Genomic DNA, 17,045 nt, shown 5'->3' with positions numbered 1-17,045 from the left:
TTATTGCCATTTAAGTAAATAAAGAGGTGCAAAAATAACCGCCAAATTCTCAGCCAAATTTTCTTCAAAAAGGTAACGCCACCAAAATCTTTCCTTTTGGAGATAAACTAGCTGGGGCCTTTCTTTTATCCCTGCAAGTTTAGCAGCAAGATAAATGGCATCGTTAAAATTGCCAAGCTCATCTACTAGGCCATATTCTTTTGCCTTTTTTCCGGTAAAGACCCGGCCATCAGCAAATTTTTTGATTTCTTCGGGATTAAGCCCACGAGAAGTGGCAATAGCTTCTACAAACTGCTGATAAACATCTTTTATTGTCTGGTATAGCACTTTCTTTTCATCTTCTCTTAAAGGGCGAAACATGCTTCCTGTGTCTTTATAAGGTCCACTTTTTAAGATAGTGGTTTCAATGCCGACTTTTTCAAGCAACTTGCTCACATTTGGCACCTGGATCATTACGCCAATGCTTCCGGTCATGGTGCCAGGGGCAGCAACTATCTTTTGGGCTCCAAGAGCTACGTAAAGACCACCAGAAGCGGCAACCGAGCCCATAGAGGCCACTACCGTTTTTTTCTGGGCGAGTTCTTTTAGGGCAAGGTAAATCTCCTGAGAAGCTCCCACGGCACCCCCTGGACTATCAATACGCACTACCACGGCTTTTACATGGTCGTTTCTTTCGTAATTTCGAATAACGCGCAAAGTTTTGTCAGCATCGGTAATTAGACCTTTTATTTCAACGATTCCTATTTTGGGGCCGGTGCTTAAAGTGGGTTCTCCCCTAAGGAGCAATAAAATTCCGATGAAAAAAACAATGATAAAAAAAAGAAAGATAACCCCTAAAAAAGTTAATATGCCCTGTAAAAATTTTTTGACCATTTACCAGCTCCCCTTGGCTGGAAGGAGATAAAAACGCAAAGAGGCGGGATGTTCCCGCCTCTTTATGGCTTGTTATTAGCTTTTTTCGGAATTAAGCGTTTCTTTAAGAATAGCCCCAAGGGTAATGCTTCCGCCTTTTTGTTCTTTGCTGAACTCGCTGAAGTGCTTTTTCTCTTCGTCTTCTTTGAGCTTTTTGATGGAAAGCCCGATACGGCGTGCTTCTGGTTCGACTTTTACTACCTTTGCTTTAACTTCCTGGCCAGGTTCAAACATCCCCACCGGCGTTTTTACTTTCTTATCAGAGATTTCTGAAACATGGATAAGCCCTTCAACGCCTTCTTCAAGCTCCAAAAAAACGCCAAAATCAGTAACGTTTGAGACTTTTCCTGTGACCACACTTCCCACGGGATATTTTTCCGGCACACTGAGCCAGGGATCAGGGGTGAGTTGTTTAACCCCTAAAGCAAGCTTTTCTTTTTCCCGGTCGATTTTAAGGATTGCCGCCTGGATGGTGTCTCCGGGCTTATATAAGTCCCCTGGATGTTTTATACGCCCCCAGGAAAGATCAGAGACATGAATAAAACCGTCTATTCCTTCCATTACTTCTACGAAGACGCCAAAATCAGTTACGGTTTTAACAGGGGCCTCAATGACCATCCCTTCAGAGAACTGTTCCACCAATACGTCCCAGGGATTTGGTTCGACTTGTTTAAGCGAAAGGGAGATGCGGCGATTTTCTTCGTCAACACCCAGCACAACTACTTCGACTTTGTCCCCAACAGAAAGCATGTCGCGCGGGTGTTTGATACGCTTTGTCCAGGAAAGCTCTGATACGTGGATCAAGCCTTCAACTCCTGGCTCAAGCTCAACAAAAGCGCCAAAATTGGTGAGAGAAACCACTCGGCCTTCTACCTTCTTGCCTTCGGGGTATTTTTCCTTGGCAGTTTCCCATGGGTCAGGGGTGAGCTGTTTAACTCCCAGGGCGATTTTTTCTTTGTCTCGGTCATATTTGATAACTTTTACTTTGATTTTGTCACCCACTTTAAAGTAGTTTGAAGGGTGTTTGACGCGCCCCCAGGAAATATCTGAGACATGAAGCAGACCATCAACCCCGCCAAGATCTACAAAAACGCCGTAATCAGTGATGCTTTTAACCGTACCCTCAAGCACTTGGCCTTCTTCAAGGCTTTCAAGGAGGGCCTTTTTCTTGGCTTCTATTTCTTTTTCAAGGTAGTTTTTATGGGAAACCACGATGTTTCCCTTTTTACGGTCCGCATTTACTATTTCCACTTTTAAAGTTGTGCCGATGATTTCTTCGGGATTTTTGGGAGGTTTTAAAAATGCCTGAGAAAAGGGCAAAAAGGCCCTTATTCCTTCAATATCTACGGCAAAGCCGCCTTTGATGCGCTCTAAAACATAAGCTTCAAGAGGTGTTCCTTCTCTTTGAGCCTGGCTGATTTTTTCCCAGGCCCGGCGGCGCTGAAGTTTTTTATAAGATACCCGCACCATGCCATCTGCGGTGCGCAAGTTTTCTACGATGACTTCAACTTCGTCTCCGGGTTTAACTTTTACCTCGCCATCAGGGCCCTTGAATTCTGCAAGGGGTGCTATCCCTTCGCTTTTGTAACCGATGTCAATGATCACCCATTCTGGGTCAACCCGCAGGACCTTTCCGGTGGTAATGTCTCCGCGGGAAATGGTAGTGATTTCTCCGGCAAGAAGCTCCTCAAAGCTTTCTTCCGGAGTCTGGTTTTGTGTTTCAACTGCGTTTTCCATGGCCTCAACCTCCCTTAATTTGACTGCACCTTATACCACCCAGCGGCACAAAATTCAATGCGCAGAAAAAATTAGCCCTGGCTTTTTCAAAATAAATGCTCATTTTTAAGTTAGAAAAAATCAGGAGGTGAGAGTATGCCGGTAATCATTGGTCCGCAGGAGATTAAAGAATTCGACGTAGATGCCATGGCGATCAGGGTCTTTCTTAAGGCACTTGAGATCATAGGTGGTCCGCGCAAGCTGATCGAGTATCGCAACTTAACTTGGATAACAAGCCTGATGGAGGCCTCTTACGCCATTGTTTTGGCAGAGGAGGCCTTTAAAACCGAAGACGACATTGCGGAATTTTTAGGCCTTACGCGCCAGACAGTGCGTAATATCTTGCGTGCTGAGCCTGAACTTGTCCTTAAAAAACTAGAAGGTGAGCTACAGGAAAAAACTCCGCGGGCACATACCGCAGGTGGCCTTGCCAAACTTGCCTACAAAGAAATCAAAGAAGGCCGCGATGCCCTTATCTTTTTCTCTGCGGTGCTTCAAGAAAGCGCAAGGGTACTTGGGGTAGGCTGGCCAGCAGAGGTGCTGGTGCGTATCAAAGGGCTTTCCTGGCCAGCTGAACCAGAAATAGTTGCTGAGCGACTGGCAGGGCTTGTGGTAGATGGCAAGGCCCTTGATGCGCTGGTGCGTGAACATGAAGGCCCCATTGATCATCCACGGGTGCTTTTACATTTTCTTTCGCAAAAGTTAAAAGAGGCCTAGTCTCTTGCCCTGTCAACGGAACGATAGGCCAAAAATAGACACAGACACGCAAGAACCACCAGAATCAAAAAAGAGGACCAGACAGGGCCCTTCCCATAAGCCGCGTTTCTTATGAAATGAGACGCATGGGTCAAGGGGAGGGCCTTTAAAATTACCTGGACCACCCCGGGCATGTTTTCTACCGGAAAAAAAGTTCCCCCAAGGAAGACCATGGGTGTGATGATAAAGTTAGAAATAAGGGCCTGGTCTGCATGGGCCTTGATGATCATGGCGGAAGTGACCCCAAGACTTGCAAAAATAAACGCGTTTAAAAAAACCCCAAACCAAAAGAAAAAGTCATAGCTGAGATGTACTCTGGCCAAAAAAGAAACTGCTATGATAACCGATACAGACAAGAAGGCCCGGGTAACCCCGGCAAGTATTTCTCCCAGCACATAGGCCACGTTTGAAATAGGAGCTGCTTGAAACTCTTCGAAAACCCGCAGGTAAAACCGGGCTACGTTTATTTCAACGTTAATACCAAAACCCTGGGTCATGGATGAAGCTGCTACCAGCCCGGGGATAAGAAATTCAAGATAAGGCCTTCCGCCAACCTGGATATTTTTGCCAAGCCCAAGCCCAAAAGCCACCAAGTAAAGAATAGGTGAGACCGAAAAAGAAAGAAGCATGCGCGGCAGGCGATGCCAGATGATCAGAAGCTCTCTCAAATAAACCGCGAAAAATCCCTTCATACTTTTTTCCCGGTAAAGTTTACAAAGGCGTCTTCCAGGTTGACGCGCCTTAAAGTAACAGTCTTGGGACCCTTTGAAAGCGAAAGGGCAAAGGCCTCGGCCTCTTTGCGCGAAGGGAAAAACTTTGTTTCAAGCTCTGTCTCGTGGATAATATCAACCGCATACTCCCCAAGGCGCTTTATCAGGGCCTGAGGGGTATCAACCGTAACTAAACGTCCACCATCAATAAATGCCACCCTTTCGGCCAAAAACTCGGCTTCTTCGATGTAGTGGGTGGTAAGAAGAATCGTAGTGCCCTCTTGCTGGATACGCTTGATAAGTCCCCAAAGCTTGCGCCTTATGTGGGGGTCAAGGCCCACGGTGGGTTCATCAAGAAAAAGAATGCGCGGTTCGTGAAGTAGGGCCCGTATGATGAGAAGCCTCCGCCGCATGCCCCCTGAAAGGGTGCGTACTTTGCTTCCGGCTCTTTCAAGGAGCTCTGCAAATTCCAGAAGTTTTCTACTTCTTTTGCGAATCTCTTTTCGACTAAGTCCGTAAAGAAGCCCATGTATCAGGAGGTTTTCGTTAACCGTGAGTTCAAGGTCAAGGTTAACGGCCTGGGGCACAAGCCCTGCCATTTTTTTTGCCCGGACTGGATTATCAAAGACAGATATGTCAAAGAAAAAGGCCTGGCCGGCGGTTGGGCGTGTGAGCCCGCAAAGAATGCGAATGGTAGTGGTTTTGCCGGCACCATTTGGCCCAAGAAGGGCAAAAAGCTCACCTTCATTTATTTCAAAGGAAACGCCTTTTAAAGCGTTTATCGCACCATAACGCTTGACAAGATTTTCAACCTTTACGGCAAACACTATTTGGCCACAAAGTTGATGAGCTTATTGGGAACGTAGATGACTTTTTTGATTTCTTTGCCCTCAAGATGACGCATCACTTTAGGGCTTTTTAACGCTTCTTCTTTAACAAAGCTTTCCTCAGCACCTGCGGGCACACGAATTTGATCTCTTAGCTTCCCGTTTACCTGAATGGCAATGGTTACTTCGTCAGCCTTAAGGGCGCTTTCGTCATAGGTGGGCCAGGGGGTATCTGAGACAAGGCTTTCTTTGCCAAGCCTTTCCCAGAGTTCTTCAGCGATATGTGGTGCCATGGGCGCAAGCAAAAGGATTATAGCTTCAATAGCCTCGCGCATCACCGGCCAGAATTCCTTTTCATTGGTGAATTTGGCCAGGGCATCGTAGCTGGCATTCACCAGTTCCATGATGGCAGCAATAGCGGTGTTGAATTGATAGCGTTCTTCGATGTCCTGGGTCACTTTGGCAATGGTCTGGTGGGTCTTGCGCCTAAGCTCCTTAAGACCTGGAGGCAGGGCGTCTTGTTTTCCCTCATAGGCAGCGGTGTTTTTCAAGTTATCGAGATTTTCGATAACCAGGCGGAACACACGTTGCAAAAACCGGTGAGCCCCTTCAATGCCAGAGTCACTCCACTCAAGGTCTCTTTCAGGCGGAGCCGCAAAAAGCATGAAAAGCCGCACGGTGTCTGCTCCGTAGCGTTCAATCATGGCGTTCGGGTCAACCACGTTGCACTTGCTTTTAGACATTTTTTCAAAGCGGCCAATTTTGACTTTGGCGCCACAACCCTCTTTAAGACAAGTGCCTTCAGGGGATACTTCTTCTGGGTAAAGCCAGCCGTGCTTGGGGCAGCGGTAAGTTTCTTTGATAACCATGCCTTGGGTAAGGAGCCTTTCAAAAGGCTCGTCAAGATCCAGGTATCCTAGGTCGCGGAGCACCTTGGTAAAAAAGCGGGCGTAGAGAAGATGCAAAATAGCGTGTTCAATACCGCCGATGTACTGGTCAACCGGAAGCCAATAAGAGACTTTTTCTTTATCAAGGGGCTCTTCCGCGTGGGGGCAGGCAAACCTTGCAAAATACCAGGAAGACTCCACAAAGGTGTCAAAGGTGTCTGTTTCGCGGCGGGCCGGTCTTCCGCATTTCGGGCAGGTGGTTTCCACAAAAGATGAAAGCCGCGGAAGTGGCGAGCGCCCTTGTTCGTCTAGCTCTGCGTCAAGAGGAAGCGTAACCGGAAGGTTTTCTATTTTTTCAGGGACAATGCCGCATGAATCGCAGTAGATCACCGGGATGGGGCAACCCCAGTAACGCTGGCGTGAAACCCCCCAGTCCCTTAAGCGGTAGGTGATTTTGCGGCGACCAAGGCCTTTTTCTTCAAGATAGGCAATTACTTTTTGTTTGCCTTCTTCGCTTGGGAGCCCGGAAAATGGCCCGGAGTTAACCATAATGCCAGGGTCTTCATAGGCCGCTTCTAGGGTCTCTGGGCTAAGTTCTTCGCCTTCTGGCTGAATGACCACTTTGATGGGGAGCCCATATTTCTTGGCAAATTCGAAATCACGCTGGTCATGTGCAGGCACTGCCATTACGGCGCCTGTTCCGTATTCCATCAAGACAAAGTTTGCGGCATAAACAGGGATTTTTTCGCCGGTTAAGGGATGTTTGGCGTAAGCTTTAAGGAATAGGCCTTTTTTCTCAAAATCGCCTTCTTCAATCTTGCGCCGCTCACGTCTTGCTTCTGCGAGAAATTTTTCAAATTCCTCTTTAAGGGAAGGGGCTTTTTCAGCGAGTTTGCGTGCCAAAGGATGTTCTGGCGAAAGGCTAATGAAGGTTACCCCGTAAAGGGTGTCGGGTCTGGTGGTAAAGACCACGATTTCTTCTGGTTCACCAAGCAGGGGAAAGCGAATTTCAGCGCCTTCGCTTTTGCCAATCCAGTTTATCTGCATGGCAAGGACCTTCTCAGGCCACTTGCCTCGGAGTTTTTCAATGTCAGCCAAGAGTTCTTCGGCATAGTCCGTTATCTTGAAAAACCAGCCTTCCATTTCCTTGAGCACTACTTCTTCACCGCAGCGCCAGCAGCAGCCGTCTTCAACCTGTTCGTTGGCAAGAACCGTCTGGCAGCTTTCACACCAGTTAACCGTGGTCTTTTTGCGGTAAGCCAGGCCGCGCTCAAGCATCTCAATAAAAAAGCGTTGCTCATGCTTGTAGTAATCAGGGTCACAGGTGGCAAGCTCTCTTTCCCAGTCATAAGAAAGACCAAGGCGCTTTAACTGTTTGCGCATGTAGGCGATGTTTTCGTAAGTCCACTTGGCGGGATGAATTCCGTGTTTGATGGCCGCGTTTTCCGCGGGAAGGCCAAAGGCGTCCCATCCCATGGGATGGAGTACGTTTTTGCCACGCATTTTTTGAAAGCGCGCTATTACGTCACCGATGGCATAGTTGCGCACATGTCCCATGTGAATGCGCCCAGAAGGATAGGGAAACATCTCAAGCACGTAATACTTGGGTTTTGGAGCGTTGTCCTCAGCAGCAAAGGTCTTTTTTTCTTCCCAGGTCTTTTGCCACTTGTTTTCAATCTCCTGGAAATCGTATTTGGCGCGGGCCATGGCGCAACTGCCTCCTTTAGAGTTCTTTTATTTTTTCAACTACGTATGCCCCAAACTCTGAGCACTTTACTTCTTTAGCCCCTTCAATCTGGCGGGCAAGGTCGTAGGTGACGACTTTGTCCTGCACTGCCCGGGAGATACCTTCCCAGATAAGATCTTTTACTTCCTTCCAGCCAAGGTATTCAAACATCATGGCGCCAGAAAGTATTACCGAGCTTGGATTTACTTTGTCGAGGCCGGCATATTTAGGGGCTGAACCGTGGGTAGCTTCAAACACCGCGTACCCGTCGCCTATATTGGCTCCTGGAGCCATCCCAAGGCCACCCACCTGGGCTGCCAGGGCGTCTGAAATGTAGTCGCCGTTTAAGTTTGGCATGGCAAGCACGTCGTATTCTGCTGGTCTTAGAAGTGCCCATTGAAACATGGCATCAGCAATGCGGTCGTTTATAAGGATTTTGCCCTGGGGGAGTTTTCCGTCGTATTTTTCCCAGAGTTCGTCTTCGGTGATGGTTACTTCGGGGAACTCGTCTTTGGCAAGTTCATAGCCCCAATTGCGAAAAGCCCCTTCGGTGTATTTCATAATGTTTCCTTTGTGCACCAAAGTCACACTTTTGCGACCGTGGTCAAGGGCATATTGAATGGCCTTGCGCACGTGGCGTCTTGTGCCAAAGCGGCTTATGGGTTTGATACCAATGCCAGAGTCTTCACGGATCTCTTTGCCCAATTCATCACGGATGAAGGCGATGATCTTTTTGGCTTCAGGAGAGCCTGCTTCCCACTCAATGCCAGCATAGACGTCTTCGGTGTTTTCCCGAAATACGACCATGTCAACAAGCTCTGGGCGCTTAACCGGACTTGGCACCCCAGGCACCCACTTAACCGGGCGCACACAGGAGTATAGATCAAGCACCTGACGGATGGTGACGTTTAGGCTTCTGAATCCTTTGCCCACCGGGGTGGTAAGGGGGCCTTTTATAGAGACGACGTATTCGCGAAGGGCTTCGATGGTTTCTTCGGGGAGGTAATTCCCTGTTTCTTTAAAGGCCTTTTCACCGGCAAGAACTTCTTTCCAGTGGACTTTGCGCTTACCACCATATGCCTTTTCCACGGCAGCGTTCCACACAGGCATTGCTGCCCTCATAATATCAGGGCCGATGCCATCGCCTTCAATATAAGGGATGATAGGTTCATCGGGTACGATAAGCTTGGCATCTTCAGTTAGTTTTATTTTCTCTGGGGCCATAAGTTCCTCCTTTTAAAAAAAACATTTTTTTAGTCAATTCTTCGGGATCCGTTCCTATTTATCGCTCCGAAAAATGGGAGCGGACCCTAAACAACGTCTGTCTTTTAATATTCTCCTTTAATAAAAAGCATTTGCTGGTCATTTAAAACACGTTTTTTTTGTGATATCAACAAGGTTATGCGTTACCAGCAAATTAAAGAATACTGTCGTCCGTGTTTGGAAAGGCTTGCCAGGCAGGCAATAAGCCTAGGTTGCGGAGAAAATGAGGAAAATCTTTCGTATGCCCTAATGTGGCTAGATGAGCTTTACGATGAGAATACTCCTCCGCCAATAATCGCCTCAAAGCTTCACCACCGGGTTAAAAAAGTCTGCCGAAATGACGATCCTTACAGCCCTTTAAAAGAAAAAGAAATAGCCCTTGCCCAGAAAGTCTCTTCAGAGCTTCGCAAAAATTTTAAAGATGAATTTGATGATCTCATGTGTTTTTCCCTTTTGGGTAATGCCATAGATTTTTTTCGTCCGCTTGAAGAGCTTGAACAGGCTTTTCGCCAGGGGGTAACTCTTGCCTTAAACGATCTCCCAAAGATTGAAAAGCGCCTTGATACGGCCGAAAAAATTCTCCTTCTTACCGACAATGCCGGGGAAGTATTTTTTGACTTACCGCTTCTTTCCTGGTTTAAGGAAAACGGTTTTGAAATTTATTACGTGGTCAAGCCTAAACCCATTCAAAATGACTTGTCTCTTCAGGATTTAAAACGCCTGGGGATGGGAATCCCAGCTAAAGTGATAACTACCGGGGCAGAGATGGTGGGTCTTGATCTTTCCCTTGCCTCTGATGAATTTAGACACCTTTATCACGAAGCTGATCTTGTGCTGGCCAAAGGGATGGGCCACTTTGAGACATTGAGCGTATTTCCCGGGCGCGAAGAGCTAGTTTTTATGCTTTGTGCCAAGTGTGTGCCCGTGGCCAAGGCCTTAGAAGTGCCGCAGAACAGCTACGTTATATTATTTGAGAACTTCAGCTAGTTCCCCCCTGTGCAATATTTTGCCTTCAATCGCAGGGCTCCGTTCCTGTTTTTCGTTCTGAAAACAGGATCGGATCCTCGGTAAGCATTGTAAAAAAATGTTTACATAAAAAACTGGAATGAAATGTGATTTTATTGTTGACGAAGCAAAAAATTTGATTAACTTTAAGATAAAAATAATTCTAAAGTAAGGAGGCCAAAATGGCACAGAGGTTAGAAGTTTATAAGTGTAATGTGTGTGGCAACATCGTAACTGTTCTTCACAGTGGTCAGGGGGTCTTGGTGTGCTGTAACCAACCTATGGAATTGCTAAAAGAAAACACCACCGATGCTTCCCAGGAAAAACACGTTCCTATAATCGAAAAAACCGACGGTGGCTACAAAGTAAAAGTTGGGAGCGCTCCACATCCCATGGAAGAAAAGCATTATATCGAATGGATTGAGTTAATCGTGGGGACGAAAAGCTACATACAATTTTTGGTTCCAAGGGATGCCCCTGAAGCAGATTTCAAAGTAGAGGCTGATGGTCCGGTAGCAGCACGAGCATATTGCAATCTTCATGGTCTCTGGAAGGCCAATTTATAAAATTTAATCGGGCCGGGGGCATCCCGGCCTAAACAATAGAACTAACAAAGGAGGGGATGGTATGCCGCCCATTAAAGTGAAAGACGATATCTATTGGGTTGGAGCAGTTGATTGGAATGTCAGGGATTTTCACGGTTATTCCACCAAAAGAGGCTCAACTTACAATGCCTTCTTAATAATTGACGAAAAGATCACCCTTTTTGACACCGTCAAAAAGCCTTTTACTAATGATCTAATTCACAAGCTTATTAAGGTGTTGGGAGATCCTGAAAAAATCGACTACATCGTGGTAAACCACGTGGAGATGGACCACTCAGGTGCACTACCTGAGATCATAAAAAGGGTAAAACCAGAAAAGGTCTTTTGTTCTCCAATGGGGTATAAGGGCCTTAAAGAACACTTTAATTGTGATGATTGGCCCTTGGTGGAAGTAAAAAGTGGAGATTCTATCTCTCTTGGGAAAAGAACCGTCCAGTTTCTTGAAACCAGAATGATTCACTGGCCAGATAGCATGGTTTCTTATATCCCGGAAGAAAAAATTCTTGTTTCTCAGGATGCCTTTGGCCAGCATTACGCCACCAGCGAACGTTTTGATGATGAGGTCAAGTATGACGAGCTTATGCAAGAGGCTGCCAAGTACTACGCCAACATTGTTTTGCCTTTTTCTCCACAGGTTGAAAAGATACTTAAAACCATCGAAGAGATGAAGCTAGAAATTGAAATGATTTTGCCTGACCACGGCGTTATTTGGCGCTCTCATATTAAAGATATCGTCGATGCTTATAAGCGCTGGTGTACGTACCAGGCTCGCGATTATGCCTTAGTGGTTTATGCCACCATGTGGCACAGCACGGAAAAAATGGCCATGGCGATTGCCGATGGTATCATGAGTGAAGGTGTATCCGTCAAAGTAATGAACGCAAGCATTGATCACCGTAGTGACATTATGACCCAGGTCCTTGAGGCTAAGGCCCTTGTATTTGGTTCTTCTACGCTTAACAACAACATGTTACCTCAAATGGCTGACGTGCTTACCTACATCAAAGGCCTCAGGCCGCGCAAAAAACTTGGCGCAGCCTTTGGTTCTTTTGGCTGGAGTGGAGAAGCAGTAAAACACATGAATAAATACCTCGAAGAAATGCAGGCAGCGCTAGTTCATCCGGGTTATAAAGTCAAGTTTGTTCCCACTCATGACCAGCTTAAAGAATGTCGCGAAATTGGTGTCTCTATCGCAAGGGCCATAAAGGAAAAACAAAATGCCTAGCTTTTCCTGTCGTGATTTAAAAAGGGAGATCCTCAATCTTCTTGCCAAAAAGGATCTCCCTTTTATTCTAGAAGAAGTCAAAAATTTCCCGCCTAAAAAGACTATAAACGTTTTAATTGGGGCTCTTTGTCATCGGGAAGAAGAAGTTAGGCGGAAAGCGATTGCCGCCATTGGTCCGGTGGTAGCTCAAATCGCCGCAAAAGATTTAGAAGCAGCCCGCGTGATTGTCAGGCGCTTTATGTGGATGCTTAACGAAGAATCAGGTGGCATGGCCTGGGGTGTGCCTGAGGCCATGGCTGAAAGCCTTGCAAATCACCGCAAACTTGCTGAAGAATATACCTCAATCCTTATTTCGTATATCTGGGAAGAGGGTAACTACCTAGAATATCCTCCGGCTCAAAGGGGCGTGGTGTGGGGAATAGGCAGACTTGCCCAGGTTTTTCCTGATCTTTTGGAAAAACACAAAGCGCCTCAATACGCATTGCATCTTTCAGATTCGTCAGATCCCTTTGTGCGTGCCTTCTGGATATGGGCATATCTTCAGATGAAGCCTCTAATTGGAGGTTTAAAAGAAGAAGTGGTTTGCAAGCTTAAAAAAATGCCTACTTCCGAATTAAATCTTCTCTTTTATGATGGTAATGATTTACGAAGGGTAAGTTACGCTGAACTTTTAAAAGAGGCCCTGAAAGCCTATTTATAGCAAACCATAATAATTGAGACTCTATTGCAAAAATCCTTGACAATAATCCTAATTTCTTGGTAAAAAATTTCTACCGCTTGTTTTAATCTTTGGCCCGCGCTTCTGCGGTCTCTTTTTTAAAGGAGGTGCCTATGCTTAAAAAGCCAAATTTTGTGACCAAAATCGACCAACTCCCTATTGCCTTGGAAAATAACAGAATCAAAGAAGTTGTGCGGAAATATCCCATGAAATGCACAGAATATTATTTGGGCCTCATCAATTTTAACGATCCGCGGGATCCCATTGCAAGGCTTATCCTTCCCAATGAAGAAGAATTAATGGAATGGGAATGGGGACGCCTTGACCCCTCAAACGAAAGTGCATACACCGTGATGCCCGGGATGCAACATAAATACGACACTACTGTTTTGGTGCTTGCAAGTAACGTTTGCGCTGGTCTTTGCCGCTATTGTTTTCGTAAGAGGCTTTTTATTGACGGTGGCCGGCCTGAGCGCCTGGAAGATATTGATGCTGCTATGGATTACATTGCTTCTCATCGAGAGATTACGAACGTGATTCTTTCTGGTGGCGACGGTCTCATGCTTTCTAACCGCCGTCTAAAAGAATTTCTTTCTAAACTCAGGGCTATCGACCACGTTGGTATTATCCGTATCGGAAGCAAAGTGCCTGCTTTTTATCCTCAAAGGATTACCGAAGACCAGGAGCTTTTAGAAATTATTAAGACCTACTCCACGCCAGCAAAACGCATCTACGTCATCGTTCACTTTGATCATCCACGTGAGTTAACCGACGAAGCTCTTAAGGCTTGTGATCTTTTAATGAAGGCAGGAGCTATTTTGTTGAATCAGACCCCTATCATCCGCGGCGTGAATGATGATCCAGAAGTAATGGCTGAGCTTTTTAGAAAGCTTTCTTTTGCTGGAATTGCACCATATTACATCTTCCAATGCCGTCCTACTATCGGAAACAAACCCTATGCCGTTCCCATTGAAGAAGGCTACCAGATATTCGAAAAGGCGAGGGGGCTTGTTTCAGGGCTTGCCAAACGGGCACGCTTTACCATGTCTCACGAACTTGGCAAACTAGAGATATTGGCCCTTACAGAAGAAAAGATTATTTTTAAATTCCACCGGGCTGCGGATAATAAAAATACTGGTAAAATACTCATTTATCGCAGAAACCCTGATGCTTATTGGCTTGATGATTATAAAGAAATGATTTCATCTCATTATTTATTAGAAGAAGAAAAACCTGCTTACTCATATTATATTTAGACCTATGGAAGAAAAGGCTGAGCAGGAACCAAAGTTTTTGGTTGACTTACATGTCCACACGGATGTATCTCCGTGTGGACATCAAAGTCTTGAGGCGTGTTTGGAAAGGCTTTCAAAAATCGGCTACCACGCGGTTTGCATCACAGACCATTTCTCAACTCAAGCCAGGGAAATATTTGCCAACTTGAGCTTTAACGGAAAAGTCAGAATATTTTTCGGCATGGAATACTCTGCCCCAGAAGGAGACTTTTTGCTCTTTGCTGAAGAAGAACTTCCTAATTTTCCTTATGGTCTTTCGGCGCGCGAGGTCCTAGCAGAGATAAAAAAGCTAAATGGTCTTGCTATCTGGGCACATCCTTTTCGTTGGGGGAACGAACCCGATGAGTCTCTTCTTGAAGAGGGGTTAGTCCATGCCATTGAAGTGATAAACGGAAGAACGGCTCCCCAAGACAATGCCAAGGCTTTCGGTCTTGCAGAAATCTACGGTCTTCCCATGGTTGCTGGAAGTGACGCCCACACCACCGAAGAACTAGGCATTGTAGCAAATTTTGTAGACAGGCCCGTTGAAACCATTAGCGATTTGTTTGACCTAATAAAAAAAGGAGCCCTTGAACCTACTATTTTGCGTGCAAGTGTGAAAAGTATTTATACGCGCTTTGCTATCAGGGACTATAAATAAGCCCTTCAATGGTGTCTCTGATTTCTTCAGGTGGTACCCAGCGAATACCGAGCTTGTCAGCAAGGGCCAAAATGCCTCTGTCAGCTGAAAGTAAGAGGCCATCAAGCTCAAGGGCCAGCAAGATAAGCTCAATGTCTTCTTTGGAATCGACAATGCCTTCTCGTAGGGCTTCGCGATATCTGCGGCGCAGGGCGTTTATAATTTCATCCGGGCTGCGGTGTGCAGAAGCCCTCACAGCATCTTCAGCCACCCGCAGGCCTTTGTTTATGCGTTGTCTGATATCGTCGATTAATTCGTAAAGTAAAAATGCCGGTATCTGAATTTCATATTTTTTGGGGGATTTTACCCGAAATACCGCCCGGGCCTTGGGAGGGACTTTTGCGTTTTTAAGCATCTTTTTGAGTTCTTCGTAAACGGAAGAGGGCATGTACACCCTTACGTTGGGGGCCTCTGCTACCAGTTCTAAAAAGTTTGCAAAGGCTTCGTTTGGGTTTTTACCAAACTCCCTATAAACATCAGGATTGGTAAAAACACTGGTATCTGGAATAAGGCGTTCCCTTTCTGTTTCGAGTTCAAAGGTCATAATTTTGCTCTCAGGGTTGCTGAGGTTTCCTTTAAAAGTGATAGCGCTTTTTCTACCAAGTTTTCAGGCAAAGTTCCCATGCCACAGCTGGGAGTAATCAAAGAGTGTCTTAAGATTTCTTGGTAGTCTAATTGGGCCTTTTGTGCAAGTTCTTCTATGGAAGAATCAAGTTTACCGACCAGTTCGTCAGCTTCTATATTTGCCAATACCTCTGGCTTAAGGGTGGGGACTATGCCCCAGGCGATAACTTTTCCTTCGGCTATAAAATTTTTGAGGTCTTCGGCAAACAGAAGAAAACGATCAAGATAATCAAAGGCGTCAAAATTAAGCACATCAAGCCCTGCTTCTATGAGGAGGTCCCACTCGGTGTTGGCACAAACGTGGACTCCTACTAGCCCTTCTCTTTCTTTGATTTCGAGAGCAACTTCTGAGAGCGCGGCAAGTATTTCTTCGCGACTTACCCCCACAAAGGCCGAAGAACCAAAACCAGAAAGGGCTGGCTCATCAAGGAAAATGATCACTGGCATGCCAAGTTCTTTTAAGAATTCTGCTTGATATGCTGCTTTCATAGCAACCATTTTTATGATGATGTCTCGCAGAGGGGGATCATAAAAGGCAGCCTTGCCTTCAGGAGTTTTGATCCCGGTGGCCAAAGTAAAAGGGCCTGTGATTTGCCCTTTTACGGCAAAGGCATTTTCCTTGCTTTTAAAGTTTTCTTTTAAAAGATAAAGTCCTTTTGCTTCGGTTTCTTTAATGACAAAAAGGCTCTCTGAAAGGGGTTTTCCGCCTTCTTTAACCGCCATGTATTCTTCGTAAAAAGCAAGCATTTCTTCTTCAAAACCAGGGCTTGTGGGATCAATAACCAATTTTTCAGGGTCAAAGCCCGGAAGCCCGTGGCTAAACTGGATGAGCATTCCTTCGTGAGGAAAGGCTGGAAGTTGAGGCCAGCATGGAATTTCAGGGGTATATTTAAAAATTAAATCCATGGCTTTTTGGTAATCACTTCCAGGGAAACTTCCGATCAGAGTAGGTAAAGCGTTTGCTTTGATCATGAAAACAACCTCCTTGTTTTATGGAAGCTCTTTTACCAAAATATCGGCATATTCGCCAAGGAGAAAACAATAGTTTAAAATTTAAGACATGCGCCGAAATCCTTTTGAAGTTTTGGGCATATCGCCAGAAATAGTCCGCGAACTTGACGATGAAGCCCTTTTTGGTCTGGTAAAGGCTTGTTACCGCGCTCTTCAGCGGGCTTACCATCCGGATCTGCAAGGAAGTGATAAAGAAAAAGCCGTGGAACTAAACCTTGCCTTTGAAGCCCTTGATCTTGAACGCAACCCTGATTCCTTTGAGGCCCACCGTAAGGCATATTTAAAGCGCCTTTCACGGCGCACCCAAAAGCGTACCATTGATGAGTTAAACAAAAGGCTGGCCCAGCTTCTAAGGCAGCAGGAATTACTTGCTGATAACTTTTGGCGGCATCTTATGGAAGCCTCTGAAAAAGCAAACGCTACCCTTTTTCCTGAAAAGCCAAAGATGACTAAAGTCCTTCTCCTTGATATCGGCCTTAGGTTTAACGCTTCTTTTACCGGATTTTCCCGCCAGGTGGCCTTTAAAGAGATGCTCTTCGATGAAGAAGGAAAGCTTTATTGCCGTTTTCCTCGAAGACGTAATTTTCAACCCGTTAATTTTATAACCCTTGTGGGTTCAGTCTCAAGGCGTCGTTTAGAAATATGGCCCCTTTTAGAAAGACGCCCCACCAAAGAAGCGGCAGATGCTGGGCTTCCTGATTTAAAGGCCTTTCAAATTATAAATGCTCTTCAGGTGGAAGTGTTTAAACGCACTTGTCTTCCCCTTCTTAAAACAGAGCTTAAAGAGAATTCCTATCTTTTTTCCCTTCATCGTCGTTATAACGTGCTTGAACCGCTGGTTTTTCTGGAAGGGATGATTCTCAAAATAGAAGCCGCTTCCCCCAAAGATCTGAACAAGATTGTCAAAAAACATGGTGAACCTTTACATAAATGTCAAAGCCTTCCCCCAGGATTCCTGGCTTTGGATTCAGGCCAGGAGTAATTTTCGCTGGCATAGTTTTTGAATTTCGGTAGGGTGCTTTTAAA

General features: G+C 45.7%; 16 protein-coding genes. 8 read left to right on the top strand and 8 right to left on the bottom strand.

Annotated elements, in window-relative coordinates:
* Window positions 1-873 (bottom strand): signal peptide peptidase SppA, encoded by an 873-nt coding sequence (gene sppA, locus H528_RS0105575; protein ID WP_022853350.1) that lies wholly within the window; start codon window positions 871-873, stop codon window positions 1-3.
* A 75-nt stretch (window positions 874-948) separates the two neighbouring features.
* Window positions 949-2,649, bottom strand: coding sequence for a 30S ribosomal protein S1 (locus H528_RS0105570; RefSeq protein WP_022853349.1), 1,701 nt, complete (start codon window positions 2,647-2,649; stop codon window positions 949-951).
* Window positions 2,650-2,784: 135 nt separating this feature from the next.
* Between H528_RS0105570 and H528_RS0105560 the strand changes: the two genes are divergently transcribed.
* Window positions 2,785-3,405 (top strand): bacterio-opsin activator HTH domain-containing protein, encoded by a 621-nt coding sequence (locus tag H528_RS0105560; RefSeq protein ID WP_022853347.1) that lies wholly within the window; start codon window positions 2,785-2,787, stop codon window positions 3,403-3,405.
* Here H528_RS0105560 and H528_RS0105555 read toward each other — a convergent pair.
* The 4 genes from H528_RS0105555 to icd are packed head-to-tail and all read right to left on the bottom strand — an operon-like array spanning window position 3,402 to window position 8,818.
* Window positions 3,402-4,136, bottom strand: coding sequence for an ABC transporter permease (locus H528_RS0105555; protein WP_022853346.1), 735 nt, complete (start codon window positions 4,134-4,136; stop codon window positions 3,402-3,404). The genes H528_RS0105560 and H528_RS0105555 overlap by 4 nt on opposite strands.
* Window positions 4,133-4,981: an ABC transporter ATP-binding protein gene (locus tag H528_RS0105550; RefSeq protein ID WP_022853345.1), complete on the bottom strand. Its 849-nt coding sequence runs from the start codon at window positions 4,979-4,981 to the stop codon at window positions 4,133-4,135. The genes H528_RS0105555 and H528_RS0105550 overlap by 4 nt, the downstream gene beginning before the upstream one ends.
* Window positions 4,981-7,575, bottom strand: coding sequence for a leucine--tRNA ligase (gene leuS, locus H528_RS0105545; RefSeq protein WP_022853344.1), 2,595 nt, complete (start codon window positions 7,573-7,575; stop codon window positions 4,981-4,983). Before leuS ends, H528_RS0105550 begins: the two co-directional genes overlap by 1 nt.
* Before the next feature lie 16 nt (window positions 7,576-7,591).
* Window positions 7,592-8,818 (bottom strand): isocitrate dehydrogenase (NADP(+)), encoded by a 1,227-nt coding sequence (icd, locus tag H528_RS0105540; RefSeq protein ID WP_022853343.1) that lies wholly within the window; start codon window positions 8,816-8,818, stop codon window positions 7,592-7,594.
* Between the two features lie 177 nt (window positions 8,819-8,995).
* Here icd and H528_RS12850 point away from each other — a divergent pair, with 177 nt between their 5' ends.
* The 6 genes from H528_RS12850 to H528_RS12840 all read left to right on the top strand — a co-directional run bounded on the left by H528_RS12850 (window position 8,996) and on the right by H528_RS12840 (window position 14,345).
* On the top strand, window positions 8,996-9,844 hold the full coding sequence (locus tag H528_RS12850) for a damage-control phosphatase ARMT1 family protein (protein ID WP_022853342.1): 849 nt from the start codon (window positions 8,996-8,998) through the stop codon (window positions 9,842-9,844).
* A 200-nt stretch (window positions 9,845-10,044) separates the two neighbouring features.
* Window positions 10,045-10,428, top strand: a complete 384-nt coding sequence (locus tag H528_RS0105530) for a desulfoferrodoxin (RefSeq protein WP_022853341.1) — start codon at window positions 10,045-10,047, stop codon at window positions 10,426-10,428.
* A gap of 61 nt (window positions 10,429-10,489) precedes the next feature.
* On the top strand, window positions 10,490-11,692 hold the full coding sequence (locus H528_RS0105525) for an FprA family A-type flavoprotein (protein ID WP_022853340.1): 1,203 nt from the start codon (window positions 10,490-10,492) through the stop codon (window positions 11,690-11,692).
* On the top strand, window positions 11,685-12,392 hold the full coding sequence (locus H528_RS12845) for a DVU0298 family protein (RefSeq protein WP_022853339.1): 708 nt from the start codon (window positions 11,685-11,687) through the stop codon (window positions 12,390-12,392). Before H528_RS0105525 ends, H528_RS12845 begins: the two co-directional genes overlap by 8 nt.
* Before the next feature lie 131 nt (window positions 12,393-12,523).
* Entirely contained in the window at window positions 12,524-13,666 is a 1,143-nt protein-coding gene (locus tag H528_RS0105515) for a KamA family radical SAM protein (protein WP_022853338.1), read from the top strand.
* A gap of 4 nt (window positions 13,667-13,670) precedes the next feature.
* Window positions 13,671-14,345, top strand: a complete 675-nt coding sequence (locus H528_RS12840; RefSeq protein ID WP_022853337.1) for a PHP domain-containing protein — start codon at window positions 13,671-13,673, stop codon at window positions 14,343-14,345.
* Here the strand turns inward: H528_RS12840 and H528_RS0105505 are convergent.
* Window positions 14,329-14,928 (bottom strand): RNA ligase partner protein, encoded by a 600-nt coding sequence (locus H528_RS0105505; protein WP_022853336.1) that lies wholly within the window; start codon window positions 14,926-14,928, stop codon window positions 14,329-14,331. The two genes, H528_RS12840 and H528_RS0105505, sit on opposite strands and share 17 nt — an antisense overlap.
* Entirely contained in the window at window positions 14,925-15,980 is a 1,056-nt protein-coding gene (locus tag H528_RS0105500) for a uroporphyrinogen decarboxylase/cobalamine-independent methonine synthase family protein (protein ID WP_022853335.1), read from the bottom strand. The genes H528_RS0105505 and H528_RS0105500 overlap by 4 nt, the downstream gene beginning before the upstream one ends.
* Before the next feature lie 88 nt (window positions 15,981-16,068).
* Between H528_RS0105500 and H528_RS0105495 the strand changes: the two genes are divergently transcribed.
* A complete protein-coding gene (locus H528_RS0105495) occupies window positions 16,069-17,001 on the top strand; it encodes a J domain-containing protein (protein ID WP_022853334.1) in 933 nt (310 codons plus the stop codon).
* The last annotated feature ends 44 nt before the right edge of the window (window positions 17,002-17,045 follow it).

Source organism: Thermodesulfatator atlanticus DSM 21156 (assembly GCF_000421585.1).
GTDB lineage: Bacteria > Desulfobacterota > Thermodesulfobacteria > Thermodesulfobacteriales > Thermodesulfatatoraceae > Thermodesulfatator > Thermodesulfatator atlanticus.
The sequence above is the reverse complement of the archived record's forward strand: the minus strand, read 5'-3'. Positions and strand labels throughout refer to the sequence as shown.

Coding starts and splice junctions, on each gene's coding strand:
- sppA (WP_022853350.1), bottom strand. CDS start 873: ATGGTCAAAAAATTTTTACAGGGCATATTAACTTTTTTAGGGGTTATC.
- H528_RS0105570 (WP_022853349.1), bottom strand. CDS start 2,649: ATGGAAAACGCAGTTGAAACACAAAACCAGACTCCGGAAGAAAGCTTT.
- H528_RS0105560 (WP_022853347.1), top strand. CDS start 2,785: ATGCCGGTAATCATTGGTCCGCAGGAGATTAAAGAATTCGACGTAGAT.
- H528_RS0105555 (WP_022853346.1), bottom strand. CDS start 4,136: ATGAAGGGATTTTTCGCGGTTTATTTGAGAGAGCTTCTGATCATCTGG.
- leuS (WP_022853344.1), bottom strand. CDS start 7,575: ATGGCCCGCGCCAAATACGATTTCCAGGAGATTGAAAACAAGTGGCAA.
- icd (WP_022853343.1), bottom strand. CDS start 8,818: ATGGCCCCAGAGAAAATAAAACTAACTGAAGATGCCAAGCTTATCGTA.
- H528_RS12850 (WP_022853342.1), top strand. CDS start 8,996: ATGCGTTACCAGCAAATTAAAGAATACTGTCGTCCGTGTTTGGAAAGG.
- H528_RS0105530 (WP_022853341.1), top strand. CDS start 10,045: ATGGCACAGAGGTTAGAAGTTTATAAGTGTAATGTGTGTGGCAACATC.
- H528_RS0105525 (WP_022853340.1), top strand. CDS start 10,490: ATGCCGCCCATTAAAGTGAAAGACGATATCTATTGGGTTGGAGCAGTT.
- H528_RS12845 (WP_022853339.1), top strand. CDS start 11,685: ATGCCTAGCTTTTCCTGTCGTGATTTAAAAAGGGAGATCCTCAATCTT.
- H528_RS0105515 (WP_022853338.1), top strand. CDS start 12,524: ATGCTTAAAAAGCCAAATTTTGTGACCAAAATCGACCAACTCCCTATT.
- H528_RS12840 (WP_022853337.1), top strand. CDS start 13,671: ATGGAAGAAAAGGCTGAGCAGGAACCAAAGTTTTTGGTTGACTTACAT.
- H528_RS0105505 (WP_022853336.1), bottom strand. CDS start 14,928: ATGACCTTTGAACTCGAAACAGAAAGGGAACGCCTTATTCCAGATACC.
- H528_RS0105500 (WP_022853335.1), bottom strand. CDS start 15,980: ATGATCAAAGCAAACGCTTTACCTACTCTGATCGGAAGTTTCCCTGGA.
- H528_RS0105495 (WP_022853334.1), top strand. CDS start 16,069: ATGCGCCGAAATCCTTTTGAAGTTTTGGGCATATCGCCAGAAATAGTC.